The following is a 20,106-nucleotide window of genomic DNA, read 5'->3' as shown; positions in this document are numbered from 1 at the left end:
TCGTCTGTTTAACCTCCTACAGCACAACGGACGAAAATCTCATCGATACGAGAAAAAGACAGTCTTTGATATTTTGGGTGTTGTTTATGAGTATACCACTTCTACTCATCAAGTAGCATAGTAAAAAATTGAAACCCGTCAGGGTTTATTTGATATGCCCGCTTTTATAAAATCTACAAAAGATAATAAAAAACTATATGGAAAGACCGCATTTTGTTTAAAAATATACCTTAAGTTGATGGATGTGGGGCGGTACCCCTTATAGTGCAAAATAACAATTAAAATAGATGAAAAATAATCCTAAAGTGAAATCGTATGGAACTTAGATGTAACTAAATACTGTCTCAAAAATAATTTGTCACAATATAATTCTTCTACCTTTTTGTTACATGATTGTTTATTAATTAGGATTTTCTGTCTTATTCCCCTTTTTCGGTGAATAGGCAAAGAAATTCTACCATAAATCGTAATGATTATTATTTATTGCGAATTTCATAAAGATGTATTATACTAGGTTCGCAAACTAAAGCGTAATCATTACGTTTTATATTAAGACGATATTTTCTTCATAGAATTGGAGGAAATAAACTTGTAAAAAAGAAAAGAGGAGAATTTTATGCTAAAAAAATCAACTATGTTTTCATTCCTACTTATTTTCACTTTAATTTTTGCTGGTTGCTCAAATAAAAAAGAAGAGACTGCAAAAAAAGATGAAAAGCTAACAGTTTATACAACTATTTTCCCACTTGCTGATTTCGCAAAAAAAATTGGTGGAGACTATGTAAATGTTGAAGCAATTTACCCTCCTGGTGCAGATTCTCATACATTTGAACCAAGCCAAAAACAAACAGTGAAAGTTGCAAAAGCTGATTTATTCATTTATAACGGTGCAGAATTAGAACCGTTTGCTGAAAAAATGGAAAAAACCTTACAAAAAGAAAATGTTAAAATTGTAAATGCATCAAAAGGAATCGAACTGCGTGCCGCAACCGAAGATGAACATCATGATCATGGAGATGGACATAAAGAAGATGAACATCATCACGATAAAGACCCACACGTGTGGTTAGATCCTATACTAGCGATGAAACAAGCTGAAAAAATCAAAAATGCTCTTGTAGAAGAACAGCCTGATCATAAACAAGAATTCGAAAAGAATTTTGCAGCACTTCAAACTAAATTTACAGATTTAGACGATCGATTTAAAGCTGCTGTAGCAAATGCAAAAACGAAAGAAATTTTAGTTTCCCATGCAGCCTATGGCTACTGGGAACAACGCTATGGTTTAAAACAAATTCCTATTGCTGGGATTTCAGCTTCTGATGAACCATCTCAAAAAAAGCTTGCTGAAATTACAAAAACAGTTAAAGAATACGGTCTAAAATACATTTTATTCGAAACGTTTTCTACTCCAAAAGTAGCATCAGTTATTCAGAAAGAAACTGGTACAAAAATTTTACGCTTAAATCACCTTGCTACTATTTCTGAAGACGATGCGAAGAATAATAAAGATTACTTCACTTTAATGGAAGAAAACGTGAATTCTTTAAAAGAAGCAACACAATCCGCATCAGTTGCAGAGAAGCTTTCTGAAAAGCAAGAGCAAACAACTGAAAGTCATACACATGAAAATGAACACGATCACAGTCATAATCATAGTCATGCTCATGACAAAGCAACAGAAAGAATTTATGAAGGATATTTTGAAGACAACCAAGTGAAGGATCGACCACTCTCCGATTGGAAAGGAGACTGGCAATCGGTATATCCATATTTACAAGATGGAACGCTTGATGAGGTATTTGCATACAAAGCGAAACATAAAGGTAAAATGTCAGCCAAAGAATATAAGGAGTATTATAATGAAGGATATCAAACAGATGTGAACCGTATCGTGATTCAAGGAGATACTGTAACATTCTACAAAAACAAAGAAGAATATTCTGGTAAGTATATCTATGATGGATACAAAATTTTGACATATGATGCAGGGAATAGAGGTGTAAGATACATATTTAAACTAGCAGAAAAAACAGAAGGAGTTCCTCAGTATATTCAATTTAGTGATCATGGTATTTATCCGAATAAAGCTGATCACTACCACTTGTATTGGGGTGACAATCGTGAAGCTTTATTGGATGAAGTCATACACTGGCCTACCTACTACCCATTGGATATGGATGGACATGATATTGCCCACGAGATGATGGAGCATTAAATTAGGAGCCACGATGATTATTTCTTTGACAAATATGTAAGATTCAAAGGTTATCAGTCTAGAATAGCATTGTTTAATACTCAAAAGTTAACTATAAAAAATACTCCTTTATAATAACGAGTGATTTATACATGCTCTTGGTAGATATTTTAGTAAATGTACTAAATCAAATAAATTGAGAAAAAGTAATCCTACACTTCGGTAAACGGGCTTGTAAAGATACGGTTGCAATAGAATTGTTTGTGGAAGTAGGGTGTTCACCTAACGTGAAATCAACTGAACTAAAAGCAGAAGAAATTCATTTAATTACTAATATAAACCATAAAATGAAATTAGCGGTAAATCGTTTATGCGTATAATGCATCTAATCCCTAAAAATTCATATTTTTGGGGAGTTTTCTTTAAATAAATTATATTCTTTCGAATTTACTTATTTTGTTTAACATTAGGTTAAATGGATATTATATAGATCTAAAAAATTTCAGTTTAGAGTTTCTTGTCCCAACTAAGTTCTCGAAATGAAAGTAGGAACTTATTTTATAGTGTACAATGCTAAATTATCTACTGATACATTTCATTTAGTACCCACTTTCCTGTCCATATATCGAGACAAGAAAATGGGTACTTTTTTAAACAAAGACACCAAAGTGGAAACTTTGTAAAAATAGCAAATACTAAATAGATGTGAAGTTAAAATCCAGTTCTATAGTAGTAACAAAAATATTCATGAAGGATTTACTTTCTTATCTCATTAGCAGGACATGAGAGTCTAAACTTCTTTTAATTTTTTCCATTCTTATGTTGATGGGGATAGGAAAGGATTCCACAAACACCGAACAAGCTTGACAACAAGAGATTACAAGTGTAATATTCAGTTGTGGATTACAAATGTAATACGAGGGGTGTAATTTTAAACAATGAATGAATTACCTAAAATTTCAGAAGCTGAGTTAGAAGTTATGAAAGTACTGTGGTCAAAATCTCCACAAACGGCAAATGAGGTGATTGAAGCGTTAGAGGTGAAAATGGATTGGAAACTAAAAACAATTCGAACGCTGATTAATCGATTAGTCCAAAAAGAAGCAGTTGCTTATCATCAATATAAAGGACGTATGTATGCTTATTATCCTTTGGTATCCCAAGATAGTTATTTACAAGTGGAAACGAAATCTTTACTTAAACGTTTCTATGGTGCAGCATTTAAACCTTTACTTGTAAATTTCTTAAAAGAAGAAAAGCTGTCTTCAGAAGATATTAACGAACTTAAACGTATTCTGGATGAGAAAACTGAGGAAAATCAGAGGAAGGATAGATTATAGTGATAGAAAAATTTATAAATATCTATCTACCTGCTTTTTTTGATTGGATGATTGAGACTTCCATTATGGCTAGTATATTAGTGGGCCTAATTTTGTGTATCAAGGTCTTGTTTAGAAATAAGTTAACTCCACGTTGGCAATATATGCTATGGATCATATTAATTATAAGACTTGTATTACCTTGGTCGCCAGATAGTTCCTATAGTATCTATTCTGTTCTTACTTACAAGAATGATGATGTATTTATTTCTAGCCAAAACCCTGTAGCTAGTATTCTTACAAAAGAACGTATGCAAGAATTGAAGAATATAGATAATACAAAGGAGCTCACAAAAGAAGATACTTATACCTCAAGTTCAACACAAACAACTCAGACAAATAAGACACAAACATACAATAATGAAAAGCAGGATGAAAAGACGGTTCCATTCTATACAATCTTTATATACATTTGGCTTACTGGAGTTATCCTTCTATGCTTTGCTACTTTTATAATGAACAGGCGTTTATTACTTTACATAAAAAAACAACCTGTTATTACAGATGAAAAGATTATCCAGATTTTTGAAAAGTGTAAGCACTCTATGTCTATTCAACGGAATATCCCTCTATTTGTATCTGGAAAGGTTTCCAGTCCAACAGTGTTCGGATTTATTCGTCCCAAGTTGTTATTGTCAACTGTACATATGGAAATATTAGATGAACAACAGTTACGATATATTTTTTATCATGAATTAGCTCACATCAAGCGAAGAGATGTTGGTGTGAACTGGCTTATGCATGGCTTACTCATTTTAAATTGGTTTAATCCAATTCTATGGTATGCCTACTCATGTATGCGGGAAGATCAAGAACTAGCATGCGATGCATTAGCTCTTACATGTATAGATTCAGAGGAACAAATTGCGTATGGACATACTATTATTAGTCTATTGGAACACTACTCAAGTTATTATCAAATACCAAGTATAGCAAATTTTAGTAAAAACAAGAGAGCGTTAAAAAGGAGAATTCTAATGATTAAAAAATTCCAAAAAAAATCATATCGTTGGTCTGCGATAGGGGCTGTGGCAGTGATTGCAGTATCATCTGTATCCTTATTAAACGCCCGTGCTGATCAGCCGACTAACCCTGAGAAACAACAATTAGAAGTGAAAAATAATATGAAAGAATTAAAAACACGAACGGATGCTCCTATACAGCGAATTGTAGAAAAAATGATTGGTACAAAAGAACAAGCAGAAGCAGAATTTTTTGTTTCCGAAGGAGACTATAATACTTTACTTACAGAGATTGGAGTGGCGAGGAATCTGTTTACGAAAGAAGAATTTGATCGATTCATTACATTGGAAACAGAAGCACATATTTTAGATAAAAAAGTAAGGCAAGTAGGAAGTCCTGAAAAGTTAGACCCAGAAGAGGAAAAAAAATATGAGAAAAACAGTGAAGAAATTGGACCATTTAGAGAGAAAATTCATTCGCATTTTAGATTAACTAAAAAGGAAGCACAGAAATATGTTGATTTTCCAATTAACACCCCAAGTTATGTGGTAAAAGGGTTTAAATTAACTGGAGAAGGTGTTAATACACCGATGACTACTGGAAAAATGAATCCCGATTTTATTTATGAATATCAAAATGAAAGTAAAGATAATGTATATATTGTGCACCAATCTGCAGTTACTGCTGAGGGAATAGAATTCTCGAATAAAAAAGCGGATTATAATGAAAAGGTAACAAATTATGAATTAGAAGGTACAAAAATAACCTTAGTTGAAAGTCTTGATACAGAGGAAACCTATAAAGTAATGCAAATGATTGTTCCTGCAAAAGGAAAGAATAGCGCTTTTCAAGTCTTTATTATTGCAGGTGATTTAAGTAAAGAAGAAACAGAGAAAGTTATGCTGTCCTTTCTAAAATAAAAATAGAGTCTCAGGATCCCGTTCTTGAGGCTATATTTTTTAGCTTAAACGAAACCTATAAGTGGGAAGAGAAATTAGTATAGTCTATATAATAAAAAAGTAAAATGATATTTAGTTTTGCTAGCTTGATTGAGGTGGATAAAAAATAACAATTTAAAACATAAATTGAATCTAGGTAGGTATATTGTATGGAGAACAGGAGGGAGTATAATTCAAAAAGAAGTAATGGAAGAATACTAGCAAATGGTGATGTATTTTACCGCTATCACCTGGATCTCAAGTAAAACCTCATCATTTAGATATAGTTTTACGTGCCCTTTTATAATAAATGCTATTTCTTCACCTTTATGTGCCACAGGCTCCATAGATGAAGCGGTTTGAGGTAGCTGATTGATTAAAGTCAATTCCAGTGATCCATCTAAATTAGGAGATAATAACTCATACGAAACATTACCGCTTTCAGGGAAAGTTATTTTTATCTTTGGTTAGCTCTTACAACTAATTCTTCTGTATTGGTATTTTCCAAGAAAAAATTTAATAAAAGAATATTTAATGCTACAGAAATTAACTTTAGTGTTTGTAAGGGTGGATTCGTGATCCATTGATCAATCTTACTTAACATGGAAAGCGTTGTATCAGCTATTTCAGCTAAATGTTTACTAGTTAATTCTGCACCTTTTCGAAATGCCATAATTTTTTGAACAACATTAATATTGTTCATATAAATAATCTCCATTAAATGAGTGGAGTATATTAAATTTAAATTAATTTTATTTACTTATACTTAATATAATGTTAATGTATATTTAATTAAAATAAATTAATATTAATTTTCAAACTGTCAACTGATGCGAAACCGTGGAAAAAAATCTACTTAGAAGTAAAGGGATTACTGTTATTGAATATACAACAGACTATAGTAAAGCGATAGAAAAAGAAGAATACAAGCTAATAATGTATTCTTAAGTTTTTAAAGGACGTGAAATGAACATGAAACCAGTTTTAAAATATATAATTATTTCCCTTGTTTTTTCAATAGTAGGGGTGTGTTGGGCGCTGTTTGACATCTTTATGTTAGATGCAGACTGGCTATTGATTTGGATAGGTGTATTAATGGCATATCTATCGTTGTATATTGTGATAGGTCTATATAGTAGAAAAACGTACGATTCAAAATTGGCTAAAGTGCTTCTAAAAACAATAATTACAACCTTTAGTTTTGGAGCATTAGGAATATCATTCGGAGTTGTACACGAGATATTAGGACCATTGAGTCTTACTTTAATGACATGGTATTGGTTTATAATGATATTTTTATATTTAATACCCATAATATTATTATCGATTTTAGTATTGGTAAGTAGTAAAAATCATAATTTCCCTGGGGTATATAGTATACTTATAATTCTAAATATACTTCTTACGTTATGGCCGTTATTATGGCCATTATTTATTAATTTTATGGGATCTGGTATGAATGCAAGTGCAGGATGGTAGCAGCACACAGATTATAAAAAGATTAAATGAAAAAGGTTATGAATTTGAAGCTTATAACCGAATAAAAAAAAGGATGAATAAGTTAAATGAATGGAATAAGAAATTAATATAGGGTTTAAATATTGGTAAGAGTGTGTTTAGCTAAATATATAACAACACGCTCTTTTAACTGGCTATTTTTTATTATTTAAATTTTTAAAAATAATATTGATTAAATGAAAAGAGAGTTTTGCTCTCTTTTTTTGCATTTCAGCAAAACCTTATTAAATGTGAAGTGAAAATTCATTTGGAATTTATATTAGTAACGAAAGATATTCAAGAAGTATCTACTTTCGTGTCTAAAAAGTATCCATTTTCATGTCTCAATAACGGGACATGAAAGTCTAAACTTTTTGAACATAGGACAAGAAACTCTAAACTACTTAGCCAATAATAATACAATAAAAAGAAAGTAAACTTTTACCCAAAAGTTTACTTTCTTTCAATCACTGTGTTTATAACATTTCTTCATATTTCGAATAAATATCCAAAAAGGATACATTCAAAACACTGTTATTTTGTTTGTTATGAACAATTGCTACTTTTACATAAAAAACAGTCGAACAGCTTAAGAATTATATTTACGTGTCCGATTAACTAAAATGATTTATCAAATCAAAAAAGAGAGTGAGGCAGATGAAAATAAAATTCATAGTTGGTAAGTTGAAAGTGTATTTCGAGATTAACAGAGCTACATTTAAATTAATAGACGAGTTAATAATGAGGTCGCGCCAACTAAACGCGAACTTCGTATGCTAAGGAATTTCTAAGTTAAAAACCTGGGTTTTACCGTACGTTAACAAATTTCCATAAACGACATTTAATGTTTGTTATGGGATTTTGTTTTTAGTAATGAGTTTAAGAACTGGTTTTTGGCCGTATTTCTTTCAGATATCATCCTTTATTTATTATATATAGTTTGGAAAAATTACCATTTACACACAATCAGTATTAGTGTATTATTCATCTAGTACACTAATACTGAGGAGGGAAGAAATGGAAATTGATTTTTCTCCTAATATCCCGATTTATATTCAGGTAATGGAATACATAAAAAAGGAAATTGTAACAGGTCGTTTAGCACCGGGTGATAAAATCCCAGCTGTACGTGAACTAGCCAGTGAATTACAAGTGAATCCCAATACGATTCAACGCACATTTCAAGAGCTAGAACGAGAAGGTATTGCTGTGACACGAAGAGGAACAGGGAGATTTGTAACGAGTGAAGGAGAAAAGATTACTGAACTACGCAAAGAAATGGCAACAGAGTTGCTTGATAATTTTATAAATGGAATGGACAATTTAGGATTTACGAAAGAAGAAATTCTTCCAATCCTCCATTCTTCATTAGAAAAGAAAAGGAAGGAAAACGAATGACAGAGTTATTAAAAATTGAAAATCTGTGGAAAAGATATAACTTAAAAACAGTGCTTCAAGATTTAAGTGCAACAATTTCTGAAGGGAAAATTATTGGTCTTGTTGGTGATAATGGTAGCGGAAAAACGACATTATTAAAAATGATTGCTGGTTTGCGTTATCCTTCTAAAGGAACTATCACAATTGAAGGTCAGAAGGTAGGAATAGAAACAAAGAAAACTGTTTCATTTATGCCTGATAGTCCTGTTTTTGACGAGTGGATGACGATAAAAGATGCTGTAGTTTTCTATCGGGATTTTTATAGTGACTTTGATTTTCATCAGGCAATGGACTTAATAGCTGAGTTTAAAATGCCATTAGAAGAGCATATAGTTGCTTTATCAAAAGGTGGAGTGGAAAAATTACAACTTATCTTAACTTTCTCCAGGAAAGCAAAGTTATATATATTAGATGAGCCATTGGGTGGAATTGATCTTGTTTCTAGAAAACATGTACTAGATTTAATTCTTAAATTTTACCGAGAAGATTGTACCATTCTCATTTCAACTCATTTAATAGAAGAAACCGAAAATATATTTGATGAAGTAATCTTTTTAAAAGACGGAACTATTATATTACATGAAAACGTAGAGGAAATTCGTTTTCATCACGGGAAAGCAGTACATGAATTGTTTAGGGAGGTGTTTGAGCAATGAACCCACTTTTTCTCTATTTATATAAGTGCAATAGAAAAAAAATAGCAGTCTTTTATTCTGGTTTTATTATTATTTCTTTACTTCTTTTATTTAGTACGATAGGACTCTCAAGGGTACTACCTCCGTTTATAAAGGATTTAGTATTACTCATATACCTAATAATAATTGGTATAGCTGCATTTTTACTTCTTCTAATAGCGCTGCCTTCTTTCAATAAAATATTAAAAAATTCTATGATTCGTTATACAGCCATCCCAACCCAAAAATATATATATACGAATTTATTATTTTTTACATTAATGTTTATTATTTTATTAGGTATAGGCTTAATTTTTTCATATTATTTTTCACAAAGTCTTTATGATGGAAAAGTAATTGGTTATAATCCGAGTCTTTATGGTGGGGAAGTAACCGGAGAATTTCGACAAGAATATCACAAGTTGTATAGTTACGGAATCTTCCAACACATATTTGCTTTTCTTTTATGGGGAATCGATTTCATGAGTATCCTTATTTCTTGTTATTTTATCATAGCCATTATAAGGCTGTTTCCAGTGAAGTCATGGATGAGTAAAATAATTTTATTCATCATTTTCGTTGCTATCTTTTCAACAATACAAACAATAGTAATGAATGTGTTAAGTAAATTAGAGAAGTATGCAGTTACTATTAAAAGTTCTGGGTTCATGGATAAGAATGATTTTTTTGATACATCATTTTACCCTATTGAAGATTTCACTATTTTGGGTCTATGTTTTACTTGCTTGTTAATAATTGTACTCGTAGCGATTACAGGTCGCATTATCAATAAGAAATTAGAGATATAAAAAATCACTTTATAAGTAAAAGATATTTTGGGAGGAAAGCATGAAAACATCTAATCCAATGTTAAAAAAAGACAAATTCCATGAAAAGAAGACAAGCGCTTCTACGATGACAATAGGTGGAACGATAGGAAAAACATTCATTTTGCTTATCTTACTTCTTGCAGCATCTGTCTATTCCTACGTACAGATGACACAAGAGACAATGAAAATACCCGTGTTAATTGGAATTATAATAGTTACTCTAATTGTCGCTTTTGTGGTTATATTCGTTCCGCGCATATCCCCAATTTGCGCACCGATTTACGCAATATTACAAGGGGTTTTATTAGGAAGTATTTCAGCATATTATACAATGCGCTTTGGTGATTCTATCGCTTTAACTGCCGTATTACTAACAATTTCGATTTTATTTTCCATGTTAGTGTTATACGCAACTCGAATAGTAAAAGTAACTAAAAAGTTTCGTGCGGTTGTAACGGTTGCAACACTTGGAATTTTTATTATGTATTTTATTGTTTTCTTATTGAGCATCTTAGGGGTGACTGTTCCATATATTCATCAAGGTGGGACAATTAGTATTATCATAAGTGCAATTGTAATTGTTGTTGCTGCATTAGATTTATTACTAGATTTTGATTCAATTGAACATGGTACTCATAGTGGAGCACCAAAGTATATGGAATGGTACAGCGCAGTAGGACTTATGATGACATTAGTATGGTTATATCTAGAGATCCTTCGTCTGGTTACTTACATTATGAAAAACAAAGACTAGAAAACATCCTGCATGGTTCAAACATGCAGGATGTTTTTGTATTTCGTAGTATCAATTAGGTCACGTTATGTAGAGAAAGAAAAATTTCATTTAGAGGGTACTTCAAAACTTTAGCTTGATGGATGTGGGTATGGATCCCTTTAATTCGCAAAAATAGGAAATGTACATTTTAATTTTATGATATTTTCCCTTTGTTGTATTCATTGCGAGTGACTAATATTTTAAAAGCGTAGAAAGATCTTATTTCTACGCTTCTTTTAATAAGTAGTAGATTTAGTGTTTTTTTAAATTTGTTATATAAGATTTTACAGCTTGCAATAAGAATTCTTCCTGTCTCATACCAGCTTCCGCTGCCATTTGAACTACTTTTTGCTTAAATTCATGATCTGCATGAAAAGTTAATGGCTCTACATTACTTTTAAAGTAAATACCTTCTACATGTGGAAGAATCGTGCCAGATTTCATATGAGAATGTAAGTACTTAATCTCTTCTTGAAACTGCAATGGATCTACTTGTAATACGAAAGGTTTAATTTCTAATTTGATAGTATCTGCTGAAATACTCAATCTCATATTTGTGATACCTAGCTCCTTATAAAATAAGTTTATTAGATTATAAGTAATGGAATTAAATAATTGAGGTTTTTTAAAGGAAAAAGATAAATACCCTCGTTTTGTAATTACCGCTTTTTTAATGAATGGTTCAAAGGTGTAATCATATTGTTTATAAGTGGATATAGGGAAAATATCCTCGTCTTCTGTAAGAATCTTACCGTCTGCTCCATTGATCTCTATTACCCTAGCTGTTTTTCCGTTATGTTGATGTGTTAATAATTGATATAAGTATATATCTTCATTTTGAATTTTCGTAATGAATGTTTTTCGCTCTTTTGTTTTGGTTTTTTCATAATCAAGCATAAAAATCTCTAGTTCTTCCTCATCGATAAGATATACTTGTTTTCCTCTTTTTTCTATCATTGTGGCGGGTAATTTTCCAGATTTGATGTATGTAAAGATAGTAGATGGTGCAACATTAAGAATTTCAGCTACTTCTTTTGTGCTAAGGCCTTTAACCTTATTTTGATTTTGTAAACGTTCAATATCCTCTAAATAGAAAATCTTACTACCGAATTGCTTCCAGTTATCTTTATATACACATTCTATTAATCCATCTTTTTCTTTTTTTAAAATTGTTTGTACCGTTACTCCTAATAAGTCAGCTGCCTCTTTGGTCGTTACAGTAGGTTTTGTAATGAACAATAAATCTTGTGTCATAAAAGGACACCTCCATAACTATCGTTTGTTAATATTTTAGGTATGTATATATCATATCAGAATCTGATTTATATTTAAAATAAGAAATAGATTTTATTAAATATAGTATTCATTGTTATGGTTTAGAAATATTTTTCATTCAATCTATATGTTAATGAATTGTTATAGTTGTTTTTATTATAAAATCACTATGAATTTTAATTATTTAATTGTTAAAAGATATCTATTTAATAATAAATTATAAAAAAATATAATTATAAGTAGATAGAGAAGAATATAACGTTCTTACAGAAAGAAAATGAATTATCATTTGTATAATTAATAGAAGTAAAATAAAATAATAATTATAGGTAATAAAGAGAATTGTATTCATAATCTTCTATAGGAGTGGTGAATTCGAAATATGAATAAAAAAAATGTAAAAGAAAATTTATTAATTATAAACAATCAAAGTGAGTATATGGATACATATGTAGAGAATATAAAAGATATCGTTCCATATCTATATAACAACAGTTATATAGATATGGTGGAAGATAAGATGGAGGTTGCAGAAAAAGAAGGAAAGGGTAAATATACGTATTTAAGTGACATAGAAGTCATTTATCATTTCGTACATTTACAAAAAGATATGGATGAGAAGAAGAATAGAAAAGAGGATACGAAAAAGAGTTATATCTCAGAAATCTTATCATTTTGTCAGTGCATGGTGCAGCATGCAGAAGAATTTGAATTGAATGGGGAAGAGGTACAGCAAAAGGACTCTTTATTGAAAACATTGCAACCTTGGCATATACGTAAATACAATTCTTGGTTGAAACGGGTAGAGAACGGTAGGAATGGTGAAACGTATGCAGTCGCGACACTTGCAAAGAAAACAGTGCTCATTCGTTCTTTTCTAAAACATCTACATGTATTTTCTTATATTGAAAAGCCTCTTCATGAAGAACTACAGCGCGCAAATGTGAATGAGCAGGATCGGCCAAATCGGGACCTATCCTATGATGAGGTTATGAAAATTTTAGGATTTTATAAAGAAAGAGGACATTTAGTAAACTATACAATTTTACTGGCTCTAGCAAGTACTGGTGCAAGAATTCAAGAATTGTGCACCGCGAGAGTGAAAGATTTACATTATGACGGAAAGTACTGGTTAAAAATCACTGGAAAAGGGGATAAAGTGCGTGAACTTTTTATTTCGGAACATTTATATCAATGTATTTGTGAAATGAGGCTGAGAAGAGGGTGCCAAACGGTATTGGATAAAGGGGATGAGAGTCCGGTATTTATAAATCAAAGAGGAAATACTTATAACTCTAAAACATTATCGAATCAAGTAACAGATATGATAAAAAAGACAAACTTAGAGTTTCTACTGTATCGTGAAAATCCAGTAACGGCGCATACATTCCGTCATGCTTTTGCAATTATGGCAGTAGAACAAGGTAATGCAGATTTATATCATTTAATGCAAACACTTGGCCATGAAAATATTCAAACGACTAAAATATATTTAGAAAAGCATATGAAGCGTAAAAACAACGTTGGATCCACTTTCGCTGATATGCTGGTTTAAATTTTATGTAGTTTATATGGGTATTTAATTATATATTTTTTACATAATTAAATGATGTATCTGTTTGGTTATTTGTTGTGAAGAAAAATATAATTGAGGAAATAAATAAAAATAACGAAATTCATTTTATACAGAAAAAACCAGGATGATTTTAAAAAGTTATCCTGGTTTTTTCTTAAATACACATAATTATTCATATTTCATAAAGTTAATTTGAGCTAATTATAAGTTAGTAGAATTTATATCTATTCCAATCTTGATAGTGTTAATAACATTATATAATTTGTAGAATTAGTTTATAGAGATTATGAAACTATTTTTCATTAGGTGTATCTAATTGATGATCGATTACAGTGCTGGACTTTTTATTCATAAGTATATAGATCCCACCTATGAATGATAAGATTACTGGATAGAAAATCGCCCAACCACTAAATGAATATACAAAAATACATATAACCAAAGATAGGAAGGCCATCCACCAACCTATATCTTGAACTTTTAATAACTTAAGAGCGGCTAGCATTGTAAAAATATACGAGGTAATAAAAATTACACTAGGGCCTTTTAGAAGCATCTCTAAATTTGGTCGTGCTATACCATAAAAAATTAAAATACAACTAAAAATTCCGCCTAAAGCTAGTAAAACTCTAGTTGGAGTTTGGAATTTAGAATGTAATTTAGCAAAGAAGGAAGGGAAATGTCCTTCTCTAGCTTGGGCATAAATCATTCTTGAAAAACCTGCAATGTTAGCATGTACAGCACTAAAAGAAATGAAAATTGCTAAAATAGTGGTTATATATGTACCTATTGGTCCCAATCCTTTTGATATTAGAATACTAAGGGAAGCTATCTGGTTCTTATCACCATATGAGTGAGTCCCTATTGTTACAAAAGATATTGCAATGTACATAATTGAGATGCAAATTGCCCCTAAAAATAGACTAATGGAAATATCTTTAGCAGGTCTTTTAAACTCTTCAGCTAATGGGGTTATCATCTCCCATCCTACAAATGAGAAAAAGATAATTACAGAAGAAGCTCCAACAGAAGACCATCCGTTTGGTACAAAAGGTGTAAAAGAACTTAATTTTACATAGGGGATAGAAACGACAACAGCCACAATTATTAGAAGTGAAATTACACAAATGACAAACACACTCACTTTTGATGATAACTCAATTCCTTTAATATGTAAGAGTAAAGAAGTAATCAAAATTACTGCCGCAATGCCTATAACTCCTGCATTACTTATTGGAAAAACATAGTCAATATATTGGGCACCTGTTAAAGCGATAATAGGTACTCCTATAGGAATAGATCCTAACATAATCCACCCTAGGATGGCACTCGTATTTGCATTAAATGCCATTTGAACATAAGCTGTAATTCCTCCTGCGCTAGGAATCATCTTAGCAAGACGCGCCAGAGTTGCGACAATGGGAAAAGCTAATATAGACATGATAACCCAAGATAAAAGCGAAGCTGGTCCAGCGCTATTTGCAGTAATTGAGGGTAATATAAGAATTCCACAACCCAACACAGCTCCTATGGTTAATGCAGTCCCTTGTACCCAAGTAATTGAACGTTTCAATGATTGTTGTGTCAAGATATTCAGCCTCTCTTTCGTTAATTGATATCAATTATATAAAGTTTTAAAAAAAGATAACATGCTATAATTTATGTATTAATTATAATTTTCTTAAAAAATTTAAGAATTATTAATTGTATTCTTAATTAATCAAGGGGAGATACATTAATGGATCAAACAGATTTAAAGATTCTTTCACATCTTCAGGAAAATGCACGTTTAAGTATGGTTGAAATAGGAAAGCTGGTAGGTTTGAGTTCCCCTTCTGTTACAGAGCGGGTCAGAAGACTAGAGGAACAGGGTGTCATTATAAGTTATCGTACAATTGTTAATCCGAAAGAATTAAAAAAACATATTACCGCGTTTGTTTTAATGGAACCAAGAGATTGCAACAAATATAAAAAATTTGCAATGGAACATCCAGATGTAGTCGAATGCCATCGTATTGCCGGTTTATATAGTTATTTAACAAAGGTAGTGACAGAATCAGTACATACACTCGAAAACTATATTAATTTGTGCTTAGAGTATGGAAAGCCTACAACCTTAATAGTGCTTTCTTCTCCAGTAGAACATAAATCACTTTTTACAGAGAGTGAAAAATCTTAATTACATATGAAAGATTATTCTAAATAAAAAGCGTAAATAAGCATTTACTCTAAAATGCACTAGTAGATAAAAATAAATAGCCGTGAAGTATTCATGAAAGGCATTAATATTAATTGCTATTATGAGGGATATACTGAATATGATATAGAGGATTTATAAATAAAAATGGGCTGAAATAGCCCTTTTTATTTTCATTTTGAAGAGGATTTTTCATATAAAAACAGCATAAAAAGGAGCCTACTAGGAATCCCCTTTTTATTTGGAACGTATCCTTTATGTTAAGGTTCATAAAAAAAAGTTCCTTTTTTCTGATAATTAATATTTATACTAATTATGTGATTAATATACGTAAGGGTTTTATATTTCATTAATGTATTCCTTTTCATCTGCATGAATTATTTATTGCAACAGGTTTCCCGTCCAAAATAAGATATCCAAACTAAGGGCAATATAAGTATTTTTATAATGATTTTCCAATATAATCAATGTGTTTATGAAAGAAACTCTGTGTTATTTTTGCTTTTTTACTAACTAATACAGCTTCAAACAAAGGACACAATTGCTACATACTAAGTGTAATTTATTACCCATTCAAAATTCTGTCTATTCAATCTTTCTAAAAATAAAAAAAGATTAAACTTATAAATATACAAGTTATAATGAGGGCGTCGAGACATAATTCAATACCTTTAGAGAAAATAACAAACCTCGTTTGGGTTTGAAAATTCTAAAGAACTTGCCAGTAATTTTTAAAGATTTGATATATTGATATGATTACTATACGGAGGGTAGTGAATCAGAAGGGAAGTTTATTCAACTCAATAAAGAAAGCGCTATCAAACAAATTTTATTTTAAATTGGTCATTCCAATAAATTAGATTCAACTGTAATTAAAAATAATAAATTATGGGGGTGTTTATATGAACATGAATGTAGCATCTATTAAAGAAAAAAAGATTGTTAAATATAAAAGTTGTTTTGATGTGATTGGGCCCATAATGATAGGTCCTTCAAGTTCACATACTGCAGGTGCTTTGGCTATCGGAACAGTTGCTAATAGATTATTTCAAGGTCTTCCAAAAAAAGTTGTAGTAAAGTATTATGAATCATTTGCTGAAACCCATAAAGGTCATGGAACTGATTTTGCAATTATTGCTGGTATATTAGGCTTTGCTGCCGATGACAGCAAAGTGCCAGATGCTATTAAAATAGCAGAGTCTAAGGGAATTGACATTACCTTTATTGAAAAATCGGGTAATAGTCCTGCCGGTCATCCAAATACGGCAGATGTATATGTAGAGGATGAAAGTCGAAGTATTAGAACGATGGGTATTTCGGTCGGTGGTGGGTTGATTGAAGTCAAACATGTTGAAATTGATGGTTTTAGCTTAGATCTGCAGGGGCCATTGCCAGTTGTTATTGCGATTTCGGAAAGAGCTGACTTTGAATTTGTTTTACGCAGGATCTTTAAACAATATGATGTGGAAATTAACAGCTTTCATAGTTTGGAAGATAAAACAAGATATTTATATGCATTCGCTTTGGATTCGATATTACCTGGTACTGTTCAGAAGGAATTAGGAGATTTAAGCAATATAGCTAACCTTATTATTCTTTAGTTACATTAAGGAGTGAAAAATATGTATATGTCCATAAAAGAGATTGTGGATGCAGCTAATAAAAGCCAAAAGCCAATTTATGAATTAGCAATCGAACAGGAAATCAAACAAACTAAAATTTCTTATGAAGAAGTTTGGAGTAAAATGGAACGAAATTTAACGACTATGCAACATGCAATAAATAAAAGTATTGAAGGCGACGGTGTATTTTCTCCAACTGGGTTAACCGGAGGGGATGCTGTAAAACTTAAAAACTATCGAGAAAATAGGAAAACTCTTTCTGGAGATTTGATGGTGTTAGGGATTCAAAGTGCTATCGGTGTTAATGAAGTAAATGCTGCATTAGGAGCTATTTGTGCAACTCCAACAGCAGGTGCGAGTGGGACGATTCCGGGAGTCCTATTTAGTATTAAAGATACGTTGCAGTTAAATCATGAAGATATGATTCATTTTCTATTCACTTCAGCGTTATTTGGAACGATAGTCGCAAACAACGCTTGTATTTCAGGAGCGTACGGAGGATGTCAAGCTGAAATAGGAAGTGCCTCAGCGATGGCGGCTGCAGCTGCGGTAGAAGCTGCGGGTGGAACCCCACAGCAATCTTCTGAAGCTTTTTCGACCGCATTACAAAATTTACTCGGTTTAGTTTGTGATCCGGTCGCTGGTTTGGTAGAAATTCCTTGTGTAAAGAGAAACGCCATTGGAGCGACAAATGCTTTAGCAGCAGCAGACATCGCATTAGCCGGGGTAAACAATATCATCAATGCTGACGAAGTTATTGAAGCAATGTATAGGGTTGGAAGACAGATGCCTCGTGAGTTAAGAGAGACAGGTTTAGGCGGAATTGCGGCTACACCTACAGGGATTGCCATTAAAAATAAAATCTTTGGGGAGAAATAATCAAATCAATAAACAACTATCGAGAATATTGTGAAATATTTAACAATATGTACTCTATTGTTCGCCTAAGGATGTCTGTATGTTGGGGGAATTATCAATAAAATATACTACTATATAATTAAAATATTTTGTAAGTGGTAACAAACCCTTGGGGTTGCAGCTTCGCTATTGATTAATTTAGAAGAGGGATATTCGTTGTGATGCACTATATAAGCAATTCATTTTTCAAGAACAGTCTATATTCCTATACCTTAAATAGAGAATTAAGAATAGGACACGAGGAGGAATTATTACATGAATGGGAATACTGCAAAAAACATAGAATTTCAAGCTGATAATACTGCAGTAAAAGATGAGAAATATCTAGACCCTAAAAAGTGGCATAAACAGGATACTACCTGGGCATTGAGCCTTTTTGGAACAGCAATTGGAGCAGGGGTACTCTTTTTACCGATTAATGCAGGTTCAGGTGGTTTATTATCATTGCTGTTAATTACCATACTTGCCTATCCTGTTATGTATTATTCACATAGGGCGCTTGCTAAAATGATTTACGCTTCGAACTCTGCCGATGAGGGGATTACAGGTACTATAAGAGAGTATTTTGGAAATAAGGCAAGTATTATTTTTAACATTGTATATTTCGTCTCCATTTATACGATTGTGCTGATGTACTCGGTCGCACTTACAAATACCGCTAGTAGTTTTATCGTGCATCAATTGCACATGCCGGAGCCTCCAAGGGCCATTTTATCACTTGTCTTAGTACTTGGTCTTATCGCTATACTAAATTTTGGTCAAGATATAACTGTAAAGATCATGAGCATGCTAGTGTATCCTTTTATAGCTTCTCTACTTTTTATCGCAATATCTTTGATTCCACAGTGGAATACGTCAATGCTTAGTTTTTCAAGTGTTTCTACTGCCTCAACAGGAACAGGATATTTAGGAACGATATGGATGATACTTCCAATCATCGTATTCTCGTTTAATCATTCACCTATGATTTCATCATTTGTTGTGAAGCAGAGAGCTAGTTATGGAATAGAAGCTACTGATGCCAAGTGTGCTCAAATACAAGAAGTTTGTTATATCATGACATTCGCTGTTGTTATGTTCTTTGTTTGGAGCAGTACTTTAAGTTTGACTCCAAATGATCTTATGGTGGCAAAAGAACAGAACTTGTCAATCCTATCATATCTTGCTAATGAGCTTAATTCGCCAGTAATCACTATTGCAGCTCCTATCATCGCGTTTGTGGCTATTACAAAGTCTTTCCTTGGCCATTATATAGGAGCGTATGAGGTAATGCGTGACATGATTATCAAGTCCGGTAAAAAACGTGGGAAAGATATAGGAGAAAAAACAGTTAAGACAATAATTCTTACTTTTGTCGTATTAACATGCTGGTATGTTGCTTATACAAATCCAAGTATTCTTGGAATCATTGACGCCCTTAGCGGTCCGCTAGTTGCTGCTATCTTATGTATATTACCAATGTATGCGATCCATAAAGTACCAGTACTTGCTAAATACAAAGGGAAAGCGAGCAATGTATTTGTCATTATTATAGGTATCCTTACTGTCTTAGCAAGTATTCAGTCATTATTCTAATCCACTGTTGTTAGTACTGATGCAAAAAACATGGGATATGAAAAAAATAAAAATTCTTATCGGAACTGAACTCTATATTGTTGAACTAAAGAGATCATGGTTTTGGACAAACTCCTCATCTTGGAGAGTTTGTCTTTTTAATTATATGCATAACTTTTATACTAGCTTAAACAGACTAGATTAATAGTAAATGAAAACTTCATACAAACCACACATTAACTCCACTACTAGCACAAACTACAGTTGTATACTT

At 31.8% G+C, this 20,106-nt stretch carries 15 protein-coding genes and 4 pseudogenes; 16 read left to right on the top strand and 3 right to left on the bottom strand.

Annotated features, from left to right (window positions below; all coding sequences use genetic code 11):
• Positions 1 to 616: 616 nt before the first annotated feature.
• From ACTFRH_RS28265 to ACTFRH_RS28245, 5 genes and pseudogenes are all read left to right on the top strand, one after another.
• Positions 617 to 1,561, top strand: a pseudogene (locus ACTFRH_RS28265) (metal ABC transporter substrate-binding protein); the annotation flags it as partial.
• A 27-nt stretch (positions 1,562 to 1,588) separates the two neighbouring features.
• Positions 1,589 to 2,218, top strand: a pseudogene (locus tag ACTFRH_RS28260) (ZinT family metal-binding protein); the annotation flags it as partial.
• A gap of 236 nt (positions 2,219 to 2,454) precedes the next feature.
• Complete coding sequence (locus ACTFRH_RS28255; protein WP_440049337.1) at positions 2,455 to 2,577, top strand: hypothetical protein; 123 nt, start codon at positions 2,455 to 2,457, stop codon at positions 2,575 to 2,577.
• Positions 2,578 to 3,135: 558 nt separating this feature from the next.
• On the top strand, positions 3,136 to 3,537 hold the full coding sequence (locus ACTFRH_RS28250; protein ID WP_001004321.1) for a BlaI/MecI/CopY family transcriptional regulator: 402 nt from the start codon (positions 3,136 to 3,138) through the stop codon (positions 3,535 to 3,537).
• Entirely contained in the window at positions 3,537 to 5,459 is a 1,923-nt protein-coding gene (locus ACTFRH_RS28245) for a M56 family metallopeptidase (RefSeq protein WP_000570336.1), read from the top strand. Before ACTFRH_RS28250 ends, ACTFRH_RS28245 begins: the two co-directional genes overlap by 1 nt.
• 252 nt (positions 5,460 to 5,711) lie before the next feature.
• Here the strand turns inward: ACTFRH_RS28245 and ACTFRH_RS28240 are convergent.
• Positions 5,712 to 6,180, bottom strand: a pseudogene (locus tag ACTFRH_RS28240) (MerR family transcriptional regulator); the annotation flags it as partial.
• A 269-nt stretch (positions 6,181 to 6,449) separates the two neighbouring features.
• Between ACTFRH_RS28240 and ACTFRH_RS28235 the strand changes: the two are divergent.
• The 5 genes from ACTFRH_RS28235 to ACTFRH_RS28215 all read left to right on the top strand — a co-directional run bounded on the left by ACTFRH_RS28235 (position 6,450) and on the right by ACTFRH_RS28215 (position 10,669).
• Entirely contained in the window at positions 6,450 to 6,956 is a 507-nt protein-coding gene (locus tag ACTFRH_RS28235; protein ID WP_000805762.1) for a DUF3902 family protein, read from the top strand.
• Between the two features lie 1,035 nt (positions 6,957 to 7,991).
• Positions 7,992 to 8,372, top strand: coding sequence for a GntR family transcriptional regulator (locus ACTFRH_RS28230; protein WP_000401820.1), 381 nt, complete (start codon positions 7,992 to 7,994; stop codon positions 8,370 to 8,372).
• Positions 8,369 to 9,067 carry an ABC transporter ATP-binding protein gene (locus ACTFRH_RS28225; protein ID WP_000137760.1) on the top strand — a complete coding sequence of 233 codons (699 nt, stop codon included), beginning with the start codon at positions 8,369 to 8,371 and terminating at the stop codon, positions 9,065 to 9,067. The genes ACTFRH_RS28230 and ACTFRH_RS28225 overlap by 4 nt, the downstream gene beginning before the upstream one ends.
• Positions 9,064 to 9,894: a hypothetical protein gene (locus ACTFRH_RS28220; protein ID WP_001068583.1), complete on the top strand. Its 831-nt coding sequence runs from the start codon at positions 9,064 to 9,066 to the stop codon at positions 9,892 to 9,894. Before ACTFRH_RS28225 ends, ACTFRH_RS28220 begins: the two co-directional genes overlap by 4 nt.
• 40 nt (positions 9,895 to 9,934) lie before the next feature.
• The gene (locus tag ACTFRH_RS28215; protein WP_000858315.1) at positions 9,935 to 10,669 is read left to right on the top strand and encodes a Bax inhibitor-1/YccA family protein; all 735 of its coding nucleotides are present in this window, start codon (positions 9,935 to 9,937) and stop codon (positions 10,667 to 10,669) included.
• A 273-nt stretch (positions 10,670 to 10,942) separates the two neighbouring features.
• Here the strand turns inward: ACTFRH_RS28215 and ACTFRH_RS28210 are convergent, their stop codons facing one another.
• Entirely contained in the window at positions 10,943 to 11,944 is a 1,002-nt protein-coding gene (locus tag ACTFRH_RS28210) for a helix-turn-helix domain-containing protein (protein WP_000189830.1), read from the bottom strand.
• Between the two features lie 403 nt (positions 11,945 to 12,347).
• Here ACTFRH_RS28210 and ACTFRH_RS28205 point away from each other — a divergent pair, with 403 nt between their 5' ends.
• A complete protein-coding gene (locus tag ACTFRH_RS28205) occupies positions 12,348 to 13,520 on the top strand; it encodes a tyrosine-type recombinase/integrase (protein ID WP_001035904.1) in 1,173 nt (390 codons plus the stop codon).
• Positions 13,521 to 13,833: 313 nt separating this feature from the next.
• On the opposite strand, the gene ACTFRH_RS28200 is transcribed toward ACTFRH_RS28205, so the two are convergent.
• Positions 13,834 to 15,129: an APC family permease gene (locus tag ACTFRH_RS28200; RefSeq protein WP_000193987.1), complete on the bottom strand. Its 1,296-nt coding sequence runs from the start codon at positions 15,127 to 15,129 to the stop codon at positions 13,834 to 13,836.
• Positions 15,130 to 15,279: 150 nt separating this feature from the next.
• On the opposite strand from ACTFRH_RS28200, the gene ACTFRH_RS28195 reads away from it, so the two are divergent.
• The 5 genes and pseudogenes from ACTFRH_RS28195 (at position 15,280) to ACTFRH_RS28175 (ending at position 19,853) form a co-directional block, all read left to right on the top strand.
• The gene (locus tag ACTFRH_RS28195) at positions 15,280 to 15,720 is read left to right on the top strand and encodes an Lrp/AsnC family transcriptional regulator (protein ID WP_000372881.1); all 441 of its coding nucleotides are present in this window, start codon (positions 15,280 to 15,282) and stop codon (positions 15,718 to 15,720) included.
• 53 nt (positions 15,721 to 15,773) lie between these two features.
• Positions 15,774 to 15,879 (top strand): annotated as a pseudogene (locus ACTFRH_RS28190) (protein adenylyltransferase Fic); the annotation flags it as partial.
• A 761-nt stretch (positions 15,880 to 16,640) separates the two neighbouring features.
• Positions 16,641 to 17,339 carry an L-serine ammonia-lyase, iron-sulfur-dependent subunit beta gene (sdaAB, locus tag ACTFRH_RS28185; protein WP_001057004.1) on the top strand — a complete coding sequence of 233 codons (699 nt, stop codon included), beginning with the start codon at positions 16,641 to 16,643 and terminating at the stop codon, positions 17,337 to 17,339.
• Positions 17,340 to 17,360: 21 nt separating this feature from the next.
• The gene (sdaAA, locus tag ACTFRH_RS28180) at positions 17,361 to 18,239 is read left to right on the top strand and encodes an L-serine ammonia-lyase, iron-sulfur-dependent, subunit alpha (protein WP_000281941.1); all 879 of its coding nucleotides are present in this window, start codon (positions 17,361 to 17,363) and stop codon (positions 18,237 to 18,239) included.
• Between the two features lie 294 nt (positions 18,240 to 18,533).
• Positions 18,534 to 19,853 carry an aromatic amino acid transport family protein gene (locus ACTFRH_RS28175; RefSeq protein WP_001014197.1) on the top strand — a complete coding sequence of 440 codons (1,320 nt, stop codon included), beginning with the start codon at positions 18,534 to 18,536 and terminating at the stop codon, positions 19,851 to 19,853.
• Positions 19,854 to 20,106 lie beyond the last annotated feature (253 nt).

The sequence above is a fragment of the Bacillus cereus group sp. MYBK216-1 genome (genome assembly GCF_051916495.1).
GTDB lineage: Bacteria > Bacillota > Bacilli > Bacillales > Bacillaceae_G > Bacillus_A > Bacillus_A thuringiensis_K.
This window is presented reverse-complemented; position numbering and strand designations above follow the sequence as displayed.